The sequence below is a fragment of the Pantoea sp. X-Soil-TKNS-1280 genome, assembly GCF_059730475.1.
In genome coordinates this window covers 3,277,929-3,293,035 of record NZ_AP035962.1, presented here as the reverse complement: position 1 = coordinate 3,293,035, position 15,107 = coordinate 3,277,929, and the positions used below count along the sequence as shown (strand labels likewise).

General features: G+C 54.2%; 14 protein-coding genes. 2 read left to right on the top strand and 12 right to left on the bottom strand.

Features of this window, described 5'->3' with window-relative positions; translation table 11 throughout:
* The first annotated feature begins 34 nt into the window (after nt 1-34).
* Nucleotides 35-1,147, top strand: coding sequence for a tRNA/rRNA methyltransferase (locus AC6I8X_RS15290; protein ID WP_497840059.1), 1,113 nt, complete (start codon nt 35-37; stop codon nt 1,145-1,147).
* Nucleotides 1,148-1,182: 35 nt separating this feature from the next.
* Here the strand turns inward: AC6I8X_RS15290 and emrB are convergent, their stop codons facing one another.
* The 12 genes from emrB to AC6I8X_RS15230 form a co-directional block, all read right to left on the bottom strand.
* Nucleotides 1,183-2,718, bottom strand: coding sequence for a multidrug efflux MFS transporter permease subunit EmrB (gene emrB / locus AC6I8X_RS15285; protein ID WP_313683319.1), 1,536 nt, complete (start codon nt 2,716-2,718; stop codon nt 1,183-1,185).
* Nucleotides 2,719-2,735: 17 nt separating this feature from the next.
* Nucleotides 2,736-3,908, bottom strand: coding sequence for a multidrug efflux MFS transporter periplasmic adaptor subunit EmrA (emrA, locus tag AC6I8X_RS15280; protein WP_299449637.1), 1,173 nt, complete (start codon nt 3,906-3,908; stop codon nt 2,736-2,738).
* Between the two features lie 150 nt (nt 3,909-4,058).
* Nucleotides 4,059-4,589, bottom strand: a complete 531-nt coding sequence (mprA, locus tag AC6I8X_RS15275; protein WP_084876402.1) for a transcriptional repressor MprA — start codon at nt 4,587-4,589, stop codon at nt 4,059-4,061.
* A 329-nt stretch (nt 4,590-4,918) separates the two neighbouring features.
* Nucleotides 4,919-6,097, bottom strand: a complete 1,179-nt coding sequence (locus tag AC6I8X_RS15270) for an MFS transporter (RefSeq protein ID WP_313683320.1) — start codon at nt 6,095-6,097, stop codon at nt 4,919-4,921.
* A 235-nt stretch (nt 6,098-6,332) separates the two neighbouring features.
* Nucleotides 6,333-7,328 carry a glycine betaine/L-proline ABC transporter substrate-binding protein ProX gene (proX, locus tag AC6I8X_RS15265; protein WP_313683321.1) on the bottom strand — a complete coding sequence of 332 codons (996 nt, stop codon included), beginning with the start codon at nt 7,326-7,328 and terminating at the stop codon, nt 6,333-6,335.
* 63 nt (nt 7,329-7,391) lie between these two features.
* Nucleotides 7,392-8,528 carry a glycine betaine/L-proline ABC transporter permease ProW gene (gene proW, locus AC6I8X_RS15260; RefSeq protein WP_299449647.1) on the bottom strand — a complete coding sequence of 379 codons (1,137 nt, stop codon included), beginning with the start codon at nt 8,526-8,528 and terminating at the stop codon, nt 7,392-7,394.
* 2 nt (nt 8,529-8,530) lie between these two features.
* Entirely contained in the window at nt 8,531-9,718 is a 1,188-nt protein-coding gene (gene proV / locus AC6I8X_RS15255; protein WP_332665212.1) for a glycine betaine/L-proline ABC transporter ATP-binding protein ProV, read from the bottom strand.
* Nucleotides 9,719-10,111: 393 nt separating this feature from the next.
* Complete coding sequence (nrdF, locus tag AC6I8X_RS15250) at nt 10,112-11,071, bottom strand: class 1b ribonucleoside-diphosphate reductase subunit beta (protein ID WP_313683323.1); 960 nt, start codon at nt 11,069-11,071, stop codon at nt 10,112-10,114.
* A gap of 8 nt (nt 11,072-11,079) precedes the next feature.
* Complete coding sequence (gene nrdE, locus AC6I8X_RS15245; protein ID WP_299449674.1) at nt 11,080-13,161, bottom strand: class 1b ribonucleoside-diphosphate reductase subunit alpha; 2,082 nt, start codon at nt 13,159-13,161, stop codon at nt 11,080-11,082.
* Between the two features lie 5 nt (nt 13,162-13,166).
* Nucleotides 13,167-13,601, bottom strand: coding sequence for a class Ib ribonucleoside-diphosphate reductase assembly flavoprotein NrdI (nrdI, locus tag AC6I8X_RS15240; protein WP_299449651.1), 435 nt, complete (start codon nt 13,599-13,601; stop codon nt 13,167-13,169).
* 4 nt (nt 13,602-13,605) lie between these two features.
* Nucleotides 13,606-13,848, bottom strand: coding sequence for a redoxin NrdH (locus AC6I8X_RS15235; RefSeq protein ID WP_084876395.1), 243 nt, complete (start codon nt 13,846-13,848; stop codon nt 13,606-13,608).
* A gap of 399 nt (nt 13,849-14,247) precedes the next feature.
* Nucleotides 14,248-14,562, bottom strand: coding sequence for a DUF883 family protein (locus AC6I8X_RS15230; RefSeq protein ID WP_313683324.1), 315 nt, complete (start codon nt 14,560-14,562; stop codon nt 14,248-14,250).
* 149 nt (nt 14,563-14,711) lie between these two features.
* On the opposite strand from AC6I8X_RS15230, the gene AC6I8X_RS15225 reads away from it, so the two are divergent.
* The gene (locus AC6I8X_RS15225) at nt 14,712-15,050 is read left to right on the top strand and encodes a DUF2002 family protein (RefSeq protein WP_084876393.1); all 339 of its coding nucleotides are present in this window, start codon (nt 14,712-14,714) and stop codon (nt 15,048-15,050) included.
* The last annotated feature ends 57 nt before the right edge of the window (nt 15,051-15,107 follow it).

Below are 15,107 nucleotides of genomic sequence, written 5' to 3'. Positions count from 1 at the left end.
GGTAATCTTCGCGCTCTCAATGCTGGAGGAACAGATGAACGACGAATTTAAAGGCAAAAGCGGCAAGGTAAAAGTGATGTATGTACGTGGTGAGGATGAGGGCCAGAAAGGCTCGCGTGCGCCAAACCCCCGTACCGGCAAAGGCGGCCGTACTGCTGCGCGCCAGGAAGATAATCGTCGTTCCGGGCCTCGTAGCGGACGTAATAATGAAGAGGGTGGCCGTAACGCCGGTCCTCGTGGCGGACGTAATAGTGAAGAAGGTGGCCGCAGCGCCGGTCGTCGTAACGACCGCGAACCCTCGCGTGGCTATGAAGATTCTCCGTGGCGCACTGTTTCGCGTCCACCGGTTAGCGAAGAAAGCCTGTCTGATGAGGCGGGCAGCAGCAAGCCTGCCATCGATCCGGAGCAGATTCGCCGTCAGCGTCAGGAAGAGACGCGCGTTTACGGTGAAAATGCCTGTCAGGCATTGTTCCAGAGTCGTCCTGAAAGCATCGTACGTGCCTGGTTTGTGCAGAGCGTGACGCCGCGCTTCCGCGAAACCTTGCGCTGGCTGGCGGCCAATCGTAAAGCCTATCACGTGGTTGAAGATGCCGAACTGGCGAAAGCCTCAGGCACTGAACATCATGGCGGCGTTTGCTTCATTATCAAAAAACGCATGGGCATGGCGGTTTCTGAATGGTTAAGTCAGGCCGAAGCCAAAGATTGCGTGCTGGCGCTGGAAGATGTCAGCAACCCGCATAACCTCGGCGGCATCATGCGTAGCTGCGCGCACTTTGGTGTGAAAGGCCTGCTGGTCAATGACGCATCGCTGCTGGAATCAGGTGCAGCGGTACGAACCGCAGAAGGCGGTGCCGAGCATGTCCAGGCGATCAGTGGTGAGAGCTTCTCCGAGGGCCTGGAAGCGTTCCGTAAAGCGGGCTACACCATTGTGACCACTTCAAGCCATGAAGGTACGCCGCTGGCGAAGGCTGAATTGCCCGCCAAAATGGTGCTGGTGCTGGGTCAGGAGCGTGAAGGTTTGTCCGACAGCGCATTCCAGCAGGGCGACATGAGCCTGTCGATTGGCGGCACCGGCAACGTGGAAAGCCTTAACGTGTCGGTGGCAACCGGCATACTGCTTGCCGAATGGTGGCGACAGAATGCATAAAAAAACGGGCCGAATGGCCCGTTTTGCTTTCTGGCTTAGTGTGCGCCACCGCCGCCACCGCCCGCCCCAAAAGGCGGACGCGCGAACCAGATCAACACCAGCAGAATGATAAACACCCCGGCTGAGGCCCAGAAAATCTCGTTGGCTGAGATTATCAGGCCCTGGTTGGTGATCTGCTGCGCGATATACGCAGAGGCCTGCTGGTGGGTCATACCGAGACTTTCCAGCTGATCGTACATCTGCTGCGAATTGGCGTTGTACGGATTGACCGACTCCGACAAATAGCTGTGATGCATCGATTCGCGATCGGTCCACATGGTGGTGGTGATCGAGGTTCCGATGGAACCCGCCAGCGTACGCACGAAGTTGGACAGACTGGACGCTGCCGCCATACGTTCCGGCGGTAAGCCCGACAACGTGATGGTGGTCAGTGGCATAAAGAAACACGCCACTGCGAAGCCCTGAATAAACTGCGGCCACGCCGACGCACCAAAATCCATCCCCGGCTCAAAGGTATACGCGCGCCAGTAGAAACAGACGGCATACATAATAAAGCTGAAGGTCACCAGACGGCGCATATCCAGCTTATGCGCAAAGCGCCCGATAATCGGCGACAGGATCACCGGAATCACCCCGACCGGTGCTGAGGCCAGCCCAGCCCAGGTGGCGGTGTAGCCGTACACCTCCTGTAATAGCTGGGGCAACAACACGATCGAGCCGAAGTAGAGCATGTAAGCGAGGCTGATCGACAAACAACCGATGGTGAAATTACGCGATTTAAATAGCGAAAGATCGACTATCGGATGGTCATCGGTCAGTTCCCACACCAGTAGCACCAAAAGGGAGACCACGGCGACGACCGTCAGCACGATAATCTCCGTCGAGCTAAACCAGTCCAGCTCTTTGCCACGGTCCAGCATCACCTGCAGACAGCCAATACCCACCACCAGCAGCACCAGACCGACCATATCAATCGGCCGGACGGCGGTTGCGGTTTCGCGACCACGCAGGGTTTGCAGCGTCAGAATCACCACCACCACGCCAATCGGCACGTTGATGAAGAAGATCCAGCCCCAGTGATAGTTATCGCTAATCCAGCCACCAAGTATCGGTCCACAGATCGGCGCGACGATCACCGTCATTGCCCATAACGACAGCGCCACGCTGCGTTTTGCGGGTGGGTAGTTGTTCAGCAGCAGGCTCTGCGACAGAGGAATTAACGGGCCTGCCACGACCCCCTGGATGATACGGAAGAAAATCAGCATCGACAGACTTTCTGACATACCACACGCCCAGGAGGCGAGGGCGAACAAAATGGTCGCCCAGGTAAACAGCTTCACTTCACCCACGCGTTTCGCCAGCCAGCCGGTGATCGGGATCGAGATGGCGTTTGCCACCCCGAAGGAGGTGATCACCCAGGTGCCCTGCGAGTTCGAGGCACCGAGATTACCGGCGATGGTCGGAATCGCCACGTTGGCGATAGTCGAGTCGAGTACCTGCATGAACGTCGCCAGCGACAGGGCGATGGTCATCAGGACTAACGGCGCGCCTTCAAGCGGTTTTTGTGCCATAACAGCCTCCCGCGTTATCAGCCGGCGTTGGCACGAACGATGTCAGTGATCATCTGGTTAACCGGTGTCAGGTCGATTGCCAGCGCATTGCTTTCATAAGCGGCCTGAGCACGTACGCTGCTGGCCAGGGTTGCACCCTCTTTATTCGAAGTATCCACTTTCACCAGGGTGGACAGACCGATACGCAGTGGATGATCCGCCACTTCTTTGGCATCCAGTTCGATACGCACCGGCAGACGCTGAACCACTTTGATCCAGTTACCGGTGGCGTTCTGGGCTGGCAGCAACGAGAAGGCGCTACCGGTGCCCATATCGAGGCCAACCACTTTCCCCTGGTACACCACATCATCACCGTAGATATCACTGACCACTGTCGCAGGCTGTCCAATACGAACGTCTGCCAGCTGGGTCTCTTTGAAGTTAGCATCCACCCACAAATTGGTAGCCGGAACCACCGCCAGCAACGGCGTGCTGGTGGAGATTTGCGAACCTACCTGAACGCTACGACGGGAGACATAACCATCCATCGGGCTGCGAATATCGGTGCGTTGCAGTGCCAGCCAGGCATCGCGCAGTTCAGCAGATGCCTGTTTGACAGCGGGCTGGTTTTCCAGCGAGGTGTTGAGGATCATCGCCTGATTCGCATTGAACTGCTGCACTGCCACATCGAGCTGTGCTTTGGCGGTTGCCACAGCATCACGGGCGTGCTGTAACTCTTCACGGCCAATCAGGTTAGCCGCACCCAGCGGCTCACGGCGTTTCAGGTCCGCCTCCGCCTGTTCCAGCGCAGTTTTCTGCAATGCAATGGTGGCCTGATCCTGCTTGCCGGTGATCATCAACTGATGCGTCTGACGAACGCTGGTGGCCAGCGCCGTCTGGGCTTTCTCGAATGCCTGTTCGGCATCGGTTTTATCGAGCGATACCAGCACATCACCTTTTTTTACGAAGTCGGTATCATCGAACCAGACTTTATTCACGCTACCAGAAACCTGTGCCATCACCTGCACCTGGTTACCGGAGACATAAGCATCATCGGTTTCCTGAAAATGCCGCAGTACCACCCACCAGTAAGCCAGATATGCCACACCAATTAATACAAACACGATTGCCAGCAGGATCAGCACACCTTTGCGCTTCTTCTTTTTATTTGCTGGCTGTTGCGGGCTTTGGGCTTCCGCTGTCGCACTCATTTGATTCTCCACGTTTTCCATTTTTTCGGGATGTGCTGATCCATCAACACGGGGTCCCGAGTCGAAAAAAGCCAGCGTTTAACACGCTGGCCGGATAAAAGGGGATTAAAATATCGGTTTCGACAGGTGATTGTGTCGCACTTCTTGCTATTAGCGCGACAGAGAGGCGATGAGTTGGTCTTCGTCCATTTTGTCGAGGCGGTTAAGCAGCTTACGGGTAATGGCTTCCAGCTGGCCCTGCTCGTCTGAGGAGAGGGAGGACCAGAGATATTGCAGGCTCTGGTGCTGCGGTGGCAGCAGCTGACGTAAGAATTCGTTACCTTTTTCTGTCAGGTGCAGATGCAGGCAACGGCGATCGTTATCGCTTTCACGACGCTCAATCCAGCCGCGTTTTTCCAGTTCGTCAGCAATACGCGTGGCGTTGGTACGGGAAGAACCCAGTGCGGAACTCAGTTCTGATGGCTGGATGCTCTGGTTTTCCTGCGCGTCCAGGGTGATCAGCGCCATGAATAAGGTTTCGTTAATTCCCTGCGCCTTCAACATTTTGTTGCGATTATCCAGCAGTTTGCCCTGCATATGCATGCACAGACGCGTCAGGATGATTTCCTGCAGTGGAAAATCTTTGTGGCGAGTAGCACGGATGTTTAGCATCTGCTCAATGGGAGTAAACGAACTTTCCATTCTAAAAAAACCTCACTAGTTGCAACTGGTATAGTAATGATGGTGACAGATTAAGCGTAGTCATAATTCCCGCATGTGATTGTTAGCAGGATCACACTGTCAACACCAGGCGATTCGAGGCCGCTCCCTGACCCCGGGCACATGGCCCGATCCTATGGCTGCAGATTCGCAGACAAGGGATGCTATCAATTCGCCTCGCGAAATCTTTTTACTGTTGAATAATTTCGCGAGAAAAAATAACCCTGATGAATAACTCTCTGGCTAACCATAACAAACCCAATCATTGATGAACAGTATCGCTCATTGATTTGGTCCGGTCTTTACGTTTTCTAAACACTTTCGAAACGCGCATTGCGCCACCAAATCAATAGGTTAATTATGGTGAACAGCACACCAGCCCCACAAACGCCATACCAGCCTGCATGATGAAATGCGTTCGCTGAGATGATGGAACCCAGTGCGCCGCCAATAAAATAACTGGTCATATAACCGGCATTGAGGCGATTACGTGCCTCGGGTTTGTGGCGATAAATGACGCTTTGGTTGGTGATATGCACTGCCTGAACAGCTAAATCGAGCAGCAGGATACCGATAATCAGCGCCAGCAAATGCTGTGCGCCCAGTGCGGTCACCAGCCAGGCCACCAGCATAATCAGCAATCCGGCGCTGGTGGTGAGTTTGGCTTTGCCCTTATCGGCGAGGCCACCCGCCTGACGTGCCGCCAGCGCGCCCGCCGCACCGACCAGCCCCAGCAGGCCAATTTCACCTTCATTAAAGCCATAAGGTGGGGCAGAGAGCAGAAACGCCATTGAGGTCCAGAGCATGCTGAAGTTGGCAAAGCTGAGGCAGCCAGTTAATGCGCGGGTACGGATCACCCGATTACCGGCATACAGGCTAAAGATGGAGCGCAGCAGCTGCGGATAATTCAGCGGCACATGCTGTTTATAGCGTGGCAGAAAGCGCCACAGCGCCAGCGCCATCAGGATCATCAATACGCTGGCAGTCCAATAGACGCAGCGCCAGCCGCCCAGTTGTGCCAGTGCCCCAGCGGCGGTACGTGCCAGCAGGATACCCAGCAGCAAACCACTCATCACCGTCCCGACCACCTTGCCGCGCTTTTCGGGCGCAGCCAGGGTGGCGGCGAGGGGCACCAGCATCTGCGCCACCACGGAAAATAACCCGGTGACAACGGTGCCCAGCAGCATGAAGGGCAGAGAAGGGGAGAGCGCGGTGATCATCATGCCACCGGCGGCCAGCAGGCTCATCGACACGATCAGACTACGGCGTTCCAGCATATCCCCCAATGGCACCAGCAGTAGCAGGCCGCAGGCATAACCCAGTTGGGCAGTGGTGACGATAAAACCGGCAAGGCTGACGGAGAGATTAAACTGGTGGGCGATGGTATCCAGCAGCGGCTGGACATAATAGTTACTGGCGACGGCAAGGCCAGTCGCGACCGACATCAGTGCGACCAGGGCAGAATTGAGGCCCTGATGGGAAGCATTCATAGCGAGATGAGCAGGCAAATAATCATAATAGGGTAATAGTAACCCAAAAAACTATTTCATTGTTGTGTTAATTAACAGGACGTACCAGTACGCTATAACGTCCGAATCGATTAGGGAGCCGAATCACCAATAGGGTGATTCGGCTCCCGTGTGGCGGCGCGATTTATCGCGCTTCTCTGGCAACAACGCCGGGATAAAAACGCGCAATAAATTGCGCTGCTACGGCCTGCAACATTTATTTCGCGGCGGCCAGTGCATCCTGCACCCACTTATCGAACTCAGCCTGATGGCCTTTGATCCAGCCGTTGACATGACGGTTGATGTCATCTTCCGAAGCCTGCCCGCTATGCATCGCGGCATTTTCCGCATTGATATCGGTGATCGGCAGTTTCATCTCAGCAAACAGTTTCGCTGCCGCCGGGTTTTTCTCAGCCCAGGCTTTGTTAGCAACGATGTGCATGGTATTCACCGGGAAGCCATAGTTGGCACCGTTGGCCAGCTTGGTATCGACATTCTTCTGCTCGCCTGGCAGTGATGAGAACGGCACCTGTAGCCATACCACATCTTTACCCGGCTTCAGTACGTCACTCACCCAGTACGGCGTCCAGGTGTAGTACAGAATCGGTTTACCCTGCTTAAAGCGGGTGATGGTATCGGCGATCATCGCGGAGTAGTTACCCTGGTTATGTTCCACGGTATTGCTCAGGCCATAGGCATTGATCTGGTGATTAATCACTGCTTCGCAGCCCCAGCCCGGCGTACATCCGGTCAGGTCAGCCTTGCCGTCACCATTGGTATCGAACAATTTCGCAATCTTCGGATCTTTTAACTGGGCAAAATTGTTGATGTGATATTTTTCTGCCGTCTTTTTGTCGATCAGATAGCCCTGTGCCGCGCCCGTCACATAGGTGCCTTCACGGTAGAACTTCTGGTCGCCACCGGCGGCTTTGTACATATCATCGTGCAGCGGCTGCCAGTTCACGGCGGTAAAGGTGGCATCACCTTCGGCAATTGAGGTGTAACCGACGTTGTAATCGACCTCACTTGGCTTATCTACGGTATAGCCCAGTTTTTCCAGCGCGCGGCTTACCAGCAGCGTCTGAAAGGTTTCTTCTGAGATGGTGCTCTGCACCGGCTTAACGGTAATGCCTTTACCCGGCAGGTCGGCGGCGGACACGTGCGTCACGGCGAACGTCGTCAGGACGGCAGCGAATAGGGCTGTCTTGCGCATAGTCATTCCTTATTTTACGTGTGGCGTCGGAGACGGGCGGCCACAAGGTGCCGCCCAAATGAATTACTTGTTTTTACTGAAAGGACGCATCAGCAGGCCGATCGGGCCGGTGCTGTACCAGTGGCGATTGCCACGGCTGCGGCTGTCACGTCCGACTGACTGGGTCAGACGGTCGAGAATAATGGCGAGAATCACGATACCGACACCGCCGACAGTGGCGAGGCCCATATCAAGACGACCAATCCCGCGCAGTACCATCTGACCAAGACCACCGACGGCAATCATCGAGGCGATCACCACCATCGACAACGCCAGCATCAGCGTCTGGTTAACCCCGGCCATAATGGTCGGCATTGCCAGCGGCAGCTGCACTTTGAACAACATCTGACGCGGGCTGGCACCAAAGGATTCACTGGCTTCAATCAGATCAGCCGGGACTTGTTTGATCCCCAGAATGGTCAGACGCACAATCGGCGGCAGCGCAAAGATAATGGTCACTACCACTCCCGGGACGTTACCGATACCGAACAACATCACAATCGGCACCAGATAGACGAAGGCCGGGGTGGTTTGCATCGCATCAAGCAGCGGCCGGATGATACGGGCAGCACGTTCGCTGCGTGCCAGCCAGATACCGAGTGGCAAACCAATAATGATGCAGAACAGCAGGGCGGTGAGTACCAGCGCCAGCGTCACCATTGCCTGCGACCAGGCGCCAATCGCGCCAATTAACACCAACGAAATCAGGGTGGCGATACCCATTGCCGGGCTGGCGATCTGCCAGGCAATCAGAGCAAACACGATAATCGCTACCGGCGCCGGCATCCCCAGCAGCAATTGCTGGAAGGCGCTGAGAATGTAATCCACCGGGACGCGGATACCCTGGAACACCGGACGGAAGTGGTTAACCACCCAGTCGATGCCCTCGGTCACCCAGCTGTCGAGGGGGATCATGGTCTTATGGAACGGGTCCATGATATTAAAATGCTCGGGCTGCGGCGCAGGCGCACTGCTCAGCCAATCGCTGCTTGCTGCACTGCTGGCTGCGTCGTGACCACCGCTACTGGCAGCGGCAGCACCGCTATCGGCAGGCGTGCTGCTGGCACCGGTTGACCAGGGATCGCTACTGCTGGCCGCCGCGCTGTTATCAGGGGTTGCCTGGCTGGCGCTATCCCACGGATTGCTGTTTTGTTCACTCATTCTCAGGCTCCTTCACGATCTAAAGCGCGCAGCAGCGTGCTTTTCGAAATAACACCAACATATTGATTTTCTTCACCCACTACCGGCACGGCACAAGGTGCCTGAGCCACATGGGAGAGCAAATCGTTCAGTGAGGTGTCCGCAGGAACCGCCGGAATGTCCAGCAGTGCGCTGTCCAGCCCATCGCCAGCCGCTAACGCCGCTTTCAGCGAATCAGTTGAAACCACGCCAATAAATTTCTGTTTTTCCAGCACATAACCAAAATCGCGATCTTCATCCTGCAGCAGCTTAATCGCTGAGCGTGGACCAAGACCGGCCGCTTTACGGATCAGTGCCCCGGCAGTACGACGCGCAATATCTTTGGCACTAAATACATGGCTGATATCGACGCCACGGAAGAAGGTACGGACATAATCGTTGGCTGGATTATTAAGAATTTCATCCGGCGTGCCGACCTGCACCACTTCGCCGCCCTGCATAATGGCAATACGATCGCCAATACGCATCGCTTCATCGAGATCGTGGGAAATAAACACAATGGTACGCTGATGTTTTGCCTGCAATTTCACCAGCTCATCCTGCATTTCAGTACGAATAAGCGGATCGAGTGCGGAGAAGGCTTCATCCATCAACAATATATCGGGATTGATTGCCAGTGCGCGGGCTAATCCAACACGCTGACGCATACCACCGGAAAGCTCATCCGGGTACGCATGGGCATAATTTTCCAATCCAACCTGACGCAATGCTTCCAGCGCTTTTTCCTGACGCTCCTGCAATGCGACGCCCGCTAATTCCATGCCGAAGGCGGTATTATTTAATACCGTCATATGTGGCATCAGGGCAAATGACTGAAATACCATGCTGATCTTATTTCTGCGCACTTCGCGCAGTTCGGCTTCCGATATTTTCGCAATATCGACACCGTCAATAATCACCTGGCCGCGTGTCGGCTCGATCAGACGATTGAGAAGGCGAACCATGGTGGACTTACCTGAACCTGAAAGCCCCATGATGACGAAGATCTCGCCTTCTTCAATGGCCAGACTGGCATTCTTAACACCGAGAGAGAGTCCGGTTTTCGCCAGGATTGCCTCTTTACCCTCACCGTTATCAATATGTTTAAATGCCCTTTCCGGGTGATCACCAAATATCTTATATAAATTCTTTACTTCGAGTTTAATTGCCATGCAGTAATTAAATTCCTGGTTAATTGATGTTTCGCTATTTCTTGTTGTGGCCCTGATTAAAATTAAGCGGCCTATACCGTAACATAATGAGAATATCTGACAACCCTTTCGGCCGATATTCGGCGTACGCTGCTGGATGAAATGGCGTGCAATTCCAGTGCTCACAAGGGATGAGGGAGGATCAATTTTTTCCTAATTTTTTGCCGAATTTATGCCATCTGGACGGAAATAATTGGCTGAAAGGCGATAAATCACGCTTTAGCTGGCGATATATGGACCATTTGAATGACGATAAAATGACAATAGAATGAAGTTATAAAGGGTAAATAACGGGAAAATAACCAACAGCAGCAAGGGGAAATATCGGGCTGAGGCCAGCCCGATATGAAAGGATTAAAAGTTCCAGTCTTCGTCTTCGGTTTCGACCGCTTTACCCATCACGTAGGAGGAGCCAGAACCCGAGAAGAAATCGTGGTTTTCATCGGCATTGGGTGACAGCGCAGACAGAATCGCCGGGTTGACCGTGGTCAGCTCAGCCGGGAATAACGCTTCATAACCGAGGTTCATCAGCGCCTTATTGGCGTTGTAATGCAGGAAGGTTTTCACCTCTTCCGCCCAGCCCACATCGGCATACAGCGCTTCGGTATACACCACCTCGTTTTCGTACAGGGCCAGCAGCAGTTCGATGGCAAATTGCTGTAACTCTTCACGGCGCGCATCATCCACATTTTCCAGTGCTTTCTGATACTTATAACCGATGTAATAACCGTGCACCGCTTCGTCACGGATGATCAGACGAATCAAATCGGCGGTGTTAGTCAGCTTACCGCGGCTTGACCAGTACATTGGCAACCAGAAGCCGGAGTAAAACAGGAACGATTCGAGAAACACGCTGGCAATTTTCTTTTTCAGCGGATCGTCAGCGCGATAATGCTCCAGCACAATTTTCGCTTTGTTTTGCAGCGCTGCGTTTTCTTCACTCCAGCGATAGGCGGCATCCACATCCGCTGTGTTGCACAGGGTGGAAAAAATCGAGCTGTAGGAGCGCGCATGCACTGCTTCCATAAAGCTGACGTTGGACAGCACCGCTTCTTCATGGGGCGTCAGCGCATCTTCCATCAGCCCTGGCGCGCCAATCACGTTTTGAATGGTATCGAGCAGTGTCAGGCCAGTAAACACGCGAATGGTCAGCTGCTGCTGCTGTTTATCCAGCGTCTGCCAGGCGGGCAGATCGTTAGATAACGGCACTTTTTCCGGTAGCCAGAAGTTGCTGGTCAGACGGTTCCACACCTCAAGGTCTTTCTCGTCCTGAATGCGGTTCCAGTTAATCGCTTGAATTTGATTTAATCGCATAGTTTTCATCACAGGGCGCAGGAAACGCAGCCCTGCACCTCTGTGCCTTGAAGCGCCATCTGGCGCAGTCGAATGTAATAAAGCGTTTTGATACCTTTCTTCCACGCATAAATCTGCGCTTTGTTGATATCGCGCGTGGTGACGTCATCACGGAAAAACAGCGTCAACGACAGCCCCTGATCCACATGCTGCGTGGCTTCAGCGTAGGTATCGATAATCGCCTCTGGCCCTATCTGGTACGCATCCTGATAGAAATCCAGATTGTCGTTGGTCATAAACGGTGCCGGGTAATAAACGCGGCCGGTTTTGCCTTCTTTACGGATCTCAATACGCGACACAATCGGGTGAATGCTTGAGGTGGCGTGGTTGATATAAGAGATGGAACCGGTTGGCGGGATCGCCTGCAGGTTCTGGTTATACAAACCATGTGTCATCACGGCATCACGCAGAGCCTGCCAGTCGGCCTGGGTCGGCAACGCGATACCGGCATCGGCAAACAGCTGCGCCACGCGTGCGGTACGCGGCTGCCAGGCGCGTTCAGTGTACTTGTCGAAATAATGGCCGCTGGCATAGGTTGACTGCGCAAAACCATCGAAACTTTGTTTACGCTCCTGCGCCAGCAGGTTCGAAGTACGTACCGCGTGATAAGTGACGCAGTAAAAATAGAGATTGGTGAAGTCCAGTGCCTCTTCCGAACCATAGGCCATCCCTTCACGCGCCAGATAACCGTGCAGGTTCATCTGACCGAGACCGACCGCGTGTGAACGACGGTTACCTTCCGCCACTGACGGCACTGAATTTATTTCGCTCATATCGGATACGGCGGTCAGCGCGCGTACCGCCACCTCCACCGTTTGTGCCAGATTGCGGGAATCCATGGCATGGGCGATGTTGAGTGAGCCGAGGTTACAGGAAATATCCTTGCCAACGCGGCGATAGCTGAGGTCGTCGTGGTACTCGCTGGCGCTATTGACCTGCAAAATCTCCGAACACAGGTTGCTCATATTGATGCGACCAGCGATTGGGTTACTGCGGTTTACGCTGTCCTCATACATGATGTAGGGATAGCCGGATTCGAACTGAATCTCCGCCAGCGTCTGGAAGAAATCACGCGGTTGAATAAAGGTTTTGCGGATACGGTCATCGGCCAGCATTTCATCGTAATGCTCGCTGATGCTGATATCGCCAAATGCTTTGCCGTAGATGCGTTCCACATCATAGGGCGAAAACAGCGCCATCTCGCGGTTCTCTTTCGCCAGACGGAAAGTGACATCGGGGATTACCACGCCGAGCGACAACGTTTTGATACGGATCTTCTCGTCGGCGTTTTCGCGTTTGGTATCGAGGAAACGCAGGATATCCGGGTGATGGGCGTTCAGCCATACCGCTCCCGCCCCCTGACGTGCACCCAGCTGATTCGCGTAAGAAAACGCATCTTCCAGCATTTTCATCACCGGGATCACCCCGGAAGACTGGTTTTCGATGCGCTTAATCGGCGCACCGGATTCACGCAGGTTTGACAGCAGGAAGGCCACGCCGCCGCCACGCTTGGAAAGCTGCAACGCCGAGTTCACCGCGCGACCAATCGATTCCATATTGTCTTCGATACGCAGCAGGAAGCAGGAGACCAGCTCACCGCGCTGTTGTTTACCGCAGTTAAGGAAGGTAGGCGTGGCGGGCTGGAAGCGGCCACTCAGCATCTCTGCCAGCAGCTCACGCGCCAGCTGCTCGTTGCCGCGTGCCAGCGTCAGCGCCACCATGCAGGCGCGCTGTTCAAAGGTTTCCAGATAACGTTTGCCGTCAAAAGTTTTCAGCGTGTAGCTGGTATAGAACTTCCACGCGCCGAGGAAGGTATGAAAACGGAAACCCCAGGCATCGGCTTCGTCGTGCAGCTGGCACAGGAAGGTGAAATCGTACTGATTCAGCACTGCCGCTTCGTAGTAGCCTTCGGCCACCAGATAGCGCAGACGCTCCGCCGCTGAGGCGAAGGGTACGGTATTCGGCTGAACGTGTTGCAGGAAAAATTGCTGTGTGGCTTCGTGATCTTTATCGAACTGGATGCGGCCATCAGCGTCATACAGGTTCAGCATCGCGTTCAGGGCGTGGTAATCAAGCCCGGTGCCGTTGAGGGTGTCTGTCGTTGCCAAAATTGGGTTACTCCCGCTTTTACATTAGCGATATCGTCGGGGGTTCCCATCAACTCAAAGCGGTAGAGATAGGGAACCTGACATTTCTGCGCAATGATGTCGCCTGCCAGGCAGAACCCTGCACCAAAGTTGCGGTTACCGGCAGCAATCACCCCGCGAATACCGCGTCGGTTAGCTTCATCATTGAGGAACTGGATCACTTGTCTGGGCACCGCACCTCGCGTGCTGCCGCCGCCGTAGCTGGGCACCACCAGGATATAGGGTTGGTCAATATGCAGTTGCTGCGTGCTATCAACGGGGATGCGTTGTGCAGGCAGGCCCAGACGGGTGATGAATCGGTGCGTGTTCTCCGACTGGCTGGAAAAATACACCAGTGGAAACATCGCCTTATCCCCCGACAGCAGCGAGCTGGCGCAGGCTGGCGATTTTATCGGGACGGAAACCACTCCAGTGATCATCCTGGGTCATGACCACCGGCACCTGGCGATAGCCGAGGGATTTCAGGCTGTCGATGGCTTCAGGTTGTGAGTCGAGGTTAATCAGCTGGTAATCGATGCCATTACGGTCCATGGCATTTTTTGTGGCGTTGCACTGGACACAGTTGTTTTTGGTGTAAATAATAATGCGCATGATTCGTATTTCCCTCTGGTTGTGGTCAGGATGCGAGATACGAAGCAAAAATCCTTCTGCTGCGAGCCTCATCCTTGCTGATATCTGGTAGCGAGTTGATGGAGTGAATACTAGATGTAGTGGTTGTGGCGGTCAAGCCCACCAGATATAGGGTTTTGTGATTTCGAAGCTCAGATTTCGCCTAAGGCCAGGGATCATGCGCCCTGGCGAGCGAAAAAAAATTTTGAGCAAGGTGAGGGTGGGGCATTTAAGGCAAATTTTGACGTGAATTTGCACAATCACTGGACCATTGCATGGTCTCGTAGCGGCGCGATTCATCGCGCGCTTTTGACGTTGATGCTGCTACGGGCGAATAAAAAAGCCCCGCACTGTGCGAGGCTCTCTGAAGGGATGTGATGGTTAGCGGCGTGATACCAGCAACGCCCCAATGACCAGGCCGACGGCGGCACCGATGCCGACACCGTGCCAGGGTTTATCATGAACATAAGCATCAACCTGATAGCTCGCATCGCGCGCAGCCTGTGAAACCCGGTTGTTGCCATTCAGTTTGGCGCGGGTTTGTTTCAGCAGTGACTGGGCTTTGCTGCGCGCGCCTTCTACCTCATCTTTGGCTTCGCTGCCGTAAGATTTCAGTAACGCTTCCAGCGAATCTGCCAGCTCGTTCACATCCTGATTGATATCAATGTCATCGTTTTTACTGGTTCGATTAAACATTTTTCGCTCCCTTTGATTTAAAAAGTAATACTTAGTGTAGACGAGCCATCATCAAACGCTGGTTTTCGCCTGGCTTTATGGAAAATTCCGAAAGCCTTGTGCCACACCGCTGTTGTAAGGTTGCGAGGCTAGAGCAGAGAGGAGCAAGCATGTATTTACGACCGGATGAGGTTGCGCGCGTACTGGAGAAAGCAGGGTTCGAAATGGATACCCTGACGCCGAAAATCTATGGCTATCGTCGTGGCGACAACTATGTTTACGTCAACCGTGAAGCGCGTATGGGGCGCACGGCACTGATCATTCACCCCACGCTGAAAGAGAAAAGCCTGAACTTCGCTGAACCGGCATCAGAAATGAAAACCTGCGATCATTACACGCAATTTCCTCTCTATCTGGCGGGCGATACTCAGGAACATTACGGGATTCCCCATGGCTTTAGCTCACGCATCGCGCTGGAGCGTTATTTGCAGGGCGTTTTCGGCGGCTGACGCAGTGCCCCGCCCGTGCGGGGCCGCACCCACCTGATAAAATCCTTACCTTTTACC

Bases quoted from the DNA above. Each gene is read 5' to 3' on its own strand.
- proW (WP_299449647.1), bottom strand. From the start codon at position 8,528: ATGAGTGAACAAAACAGCAATCCGTGGGATAGCGCCAGCCAGGCAACC.
- proX (WP_313683321.1), bottom strand. From the start codon at position 7,328: ATGCGCAAGACAGCCCTATTCGCTGCCGTCCTGACGACGTTCGCCGTG.
- proV (WP_332665212.1), bottom strand. From the start codon at position 9,718: ATGGCAATTAAACTCGAAGTAAAGAATTTATATAAGATATTTGGTGAT.
- nrdF (WP_313683323.1), bottom strand. From the start codon at position 11,071: ATGCGATTAAATCAAATTCAAGCGATTAACTGGAACCGCATTCAGGAC.
- AC6I8X_RS15225 (WP_084876393.1), top strand. From the start codon at position 14,712: ATGTATTTACGACCGGATGAGGTTGCGCGCGTACTGGAGAAAGCAGGG.
- AC6I8X_RS15270 (WP_313683320.1), bottom strand. From the start codon at position 6,097: ATGAATGCTTCCCATCAGGGCCTCAATTCTGCCCTGGTCGCACTGATG.
- nrdE (WP_299449674.1), bottom strand. From the start codon at position 13,161: ATGCTGAACCTGTATGACGCTGATGGCCGCATCCAGTTCGATAAAGAT.
- AC6I8X_RS15290 (WP_497840059.1), top strand. From the start codon at position 35: ATGAACGACGAATTTAAAGGCAAAAGCGGCAAGGTAAAAGTGATGTAT.
- AC6I8X_RS15230 (WP_313683324.1), bottom strand. From the start codon at position 14,562: ATGTTTAATCGAACCAGTAAAAACGATGACATTGATATCAATCAGGAT.
- emrA (WP_299449637.1), bottom strand. From the start codon at position 3,908: ATGAGTGCGACAGCGGAAGCCCAAAGCCCGCAACAGCCAGCAAATAAA.
- nrdI (WP_299449651.1), bottom strand. From the start codon at position 13,601: ATGTTTCCACTGGTGTATTTTTCCAGCCAGTCGGAGAACACGCACCGA.
- emrB (WP_313683319.1), bottom strand. From the start codon at position 2,718: ATGGCACAAAAACCGCTTGAAGGCGCGCCGTTAGTCCTGATGACCATC.
- mprA (WP_084876402.1), bottom strand. From the start codon at position 4,589: ATGGAAAGTTCGTTTACTCCCATTGAGCAGATGCTAAACATCCGTGCT.
- AC6I8X_RS15235 (WP_084876395.1), bottom strand. From the start codon at position 13,848: ATGCGCATTATTATTTACACCAAAAACAACTGTGTCCAGTGCAACGCC.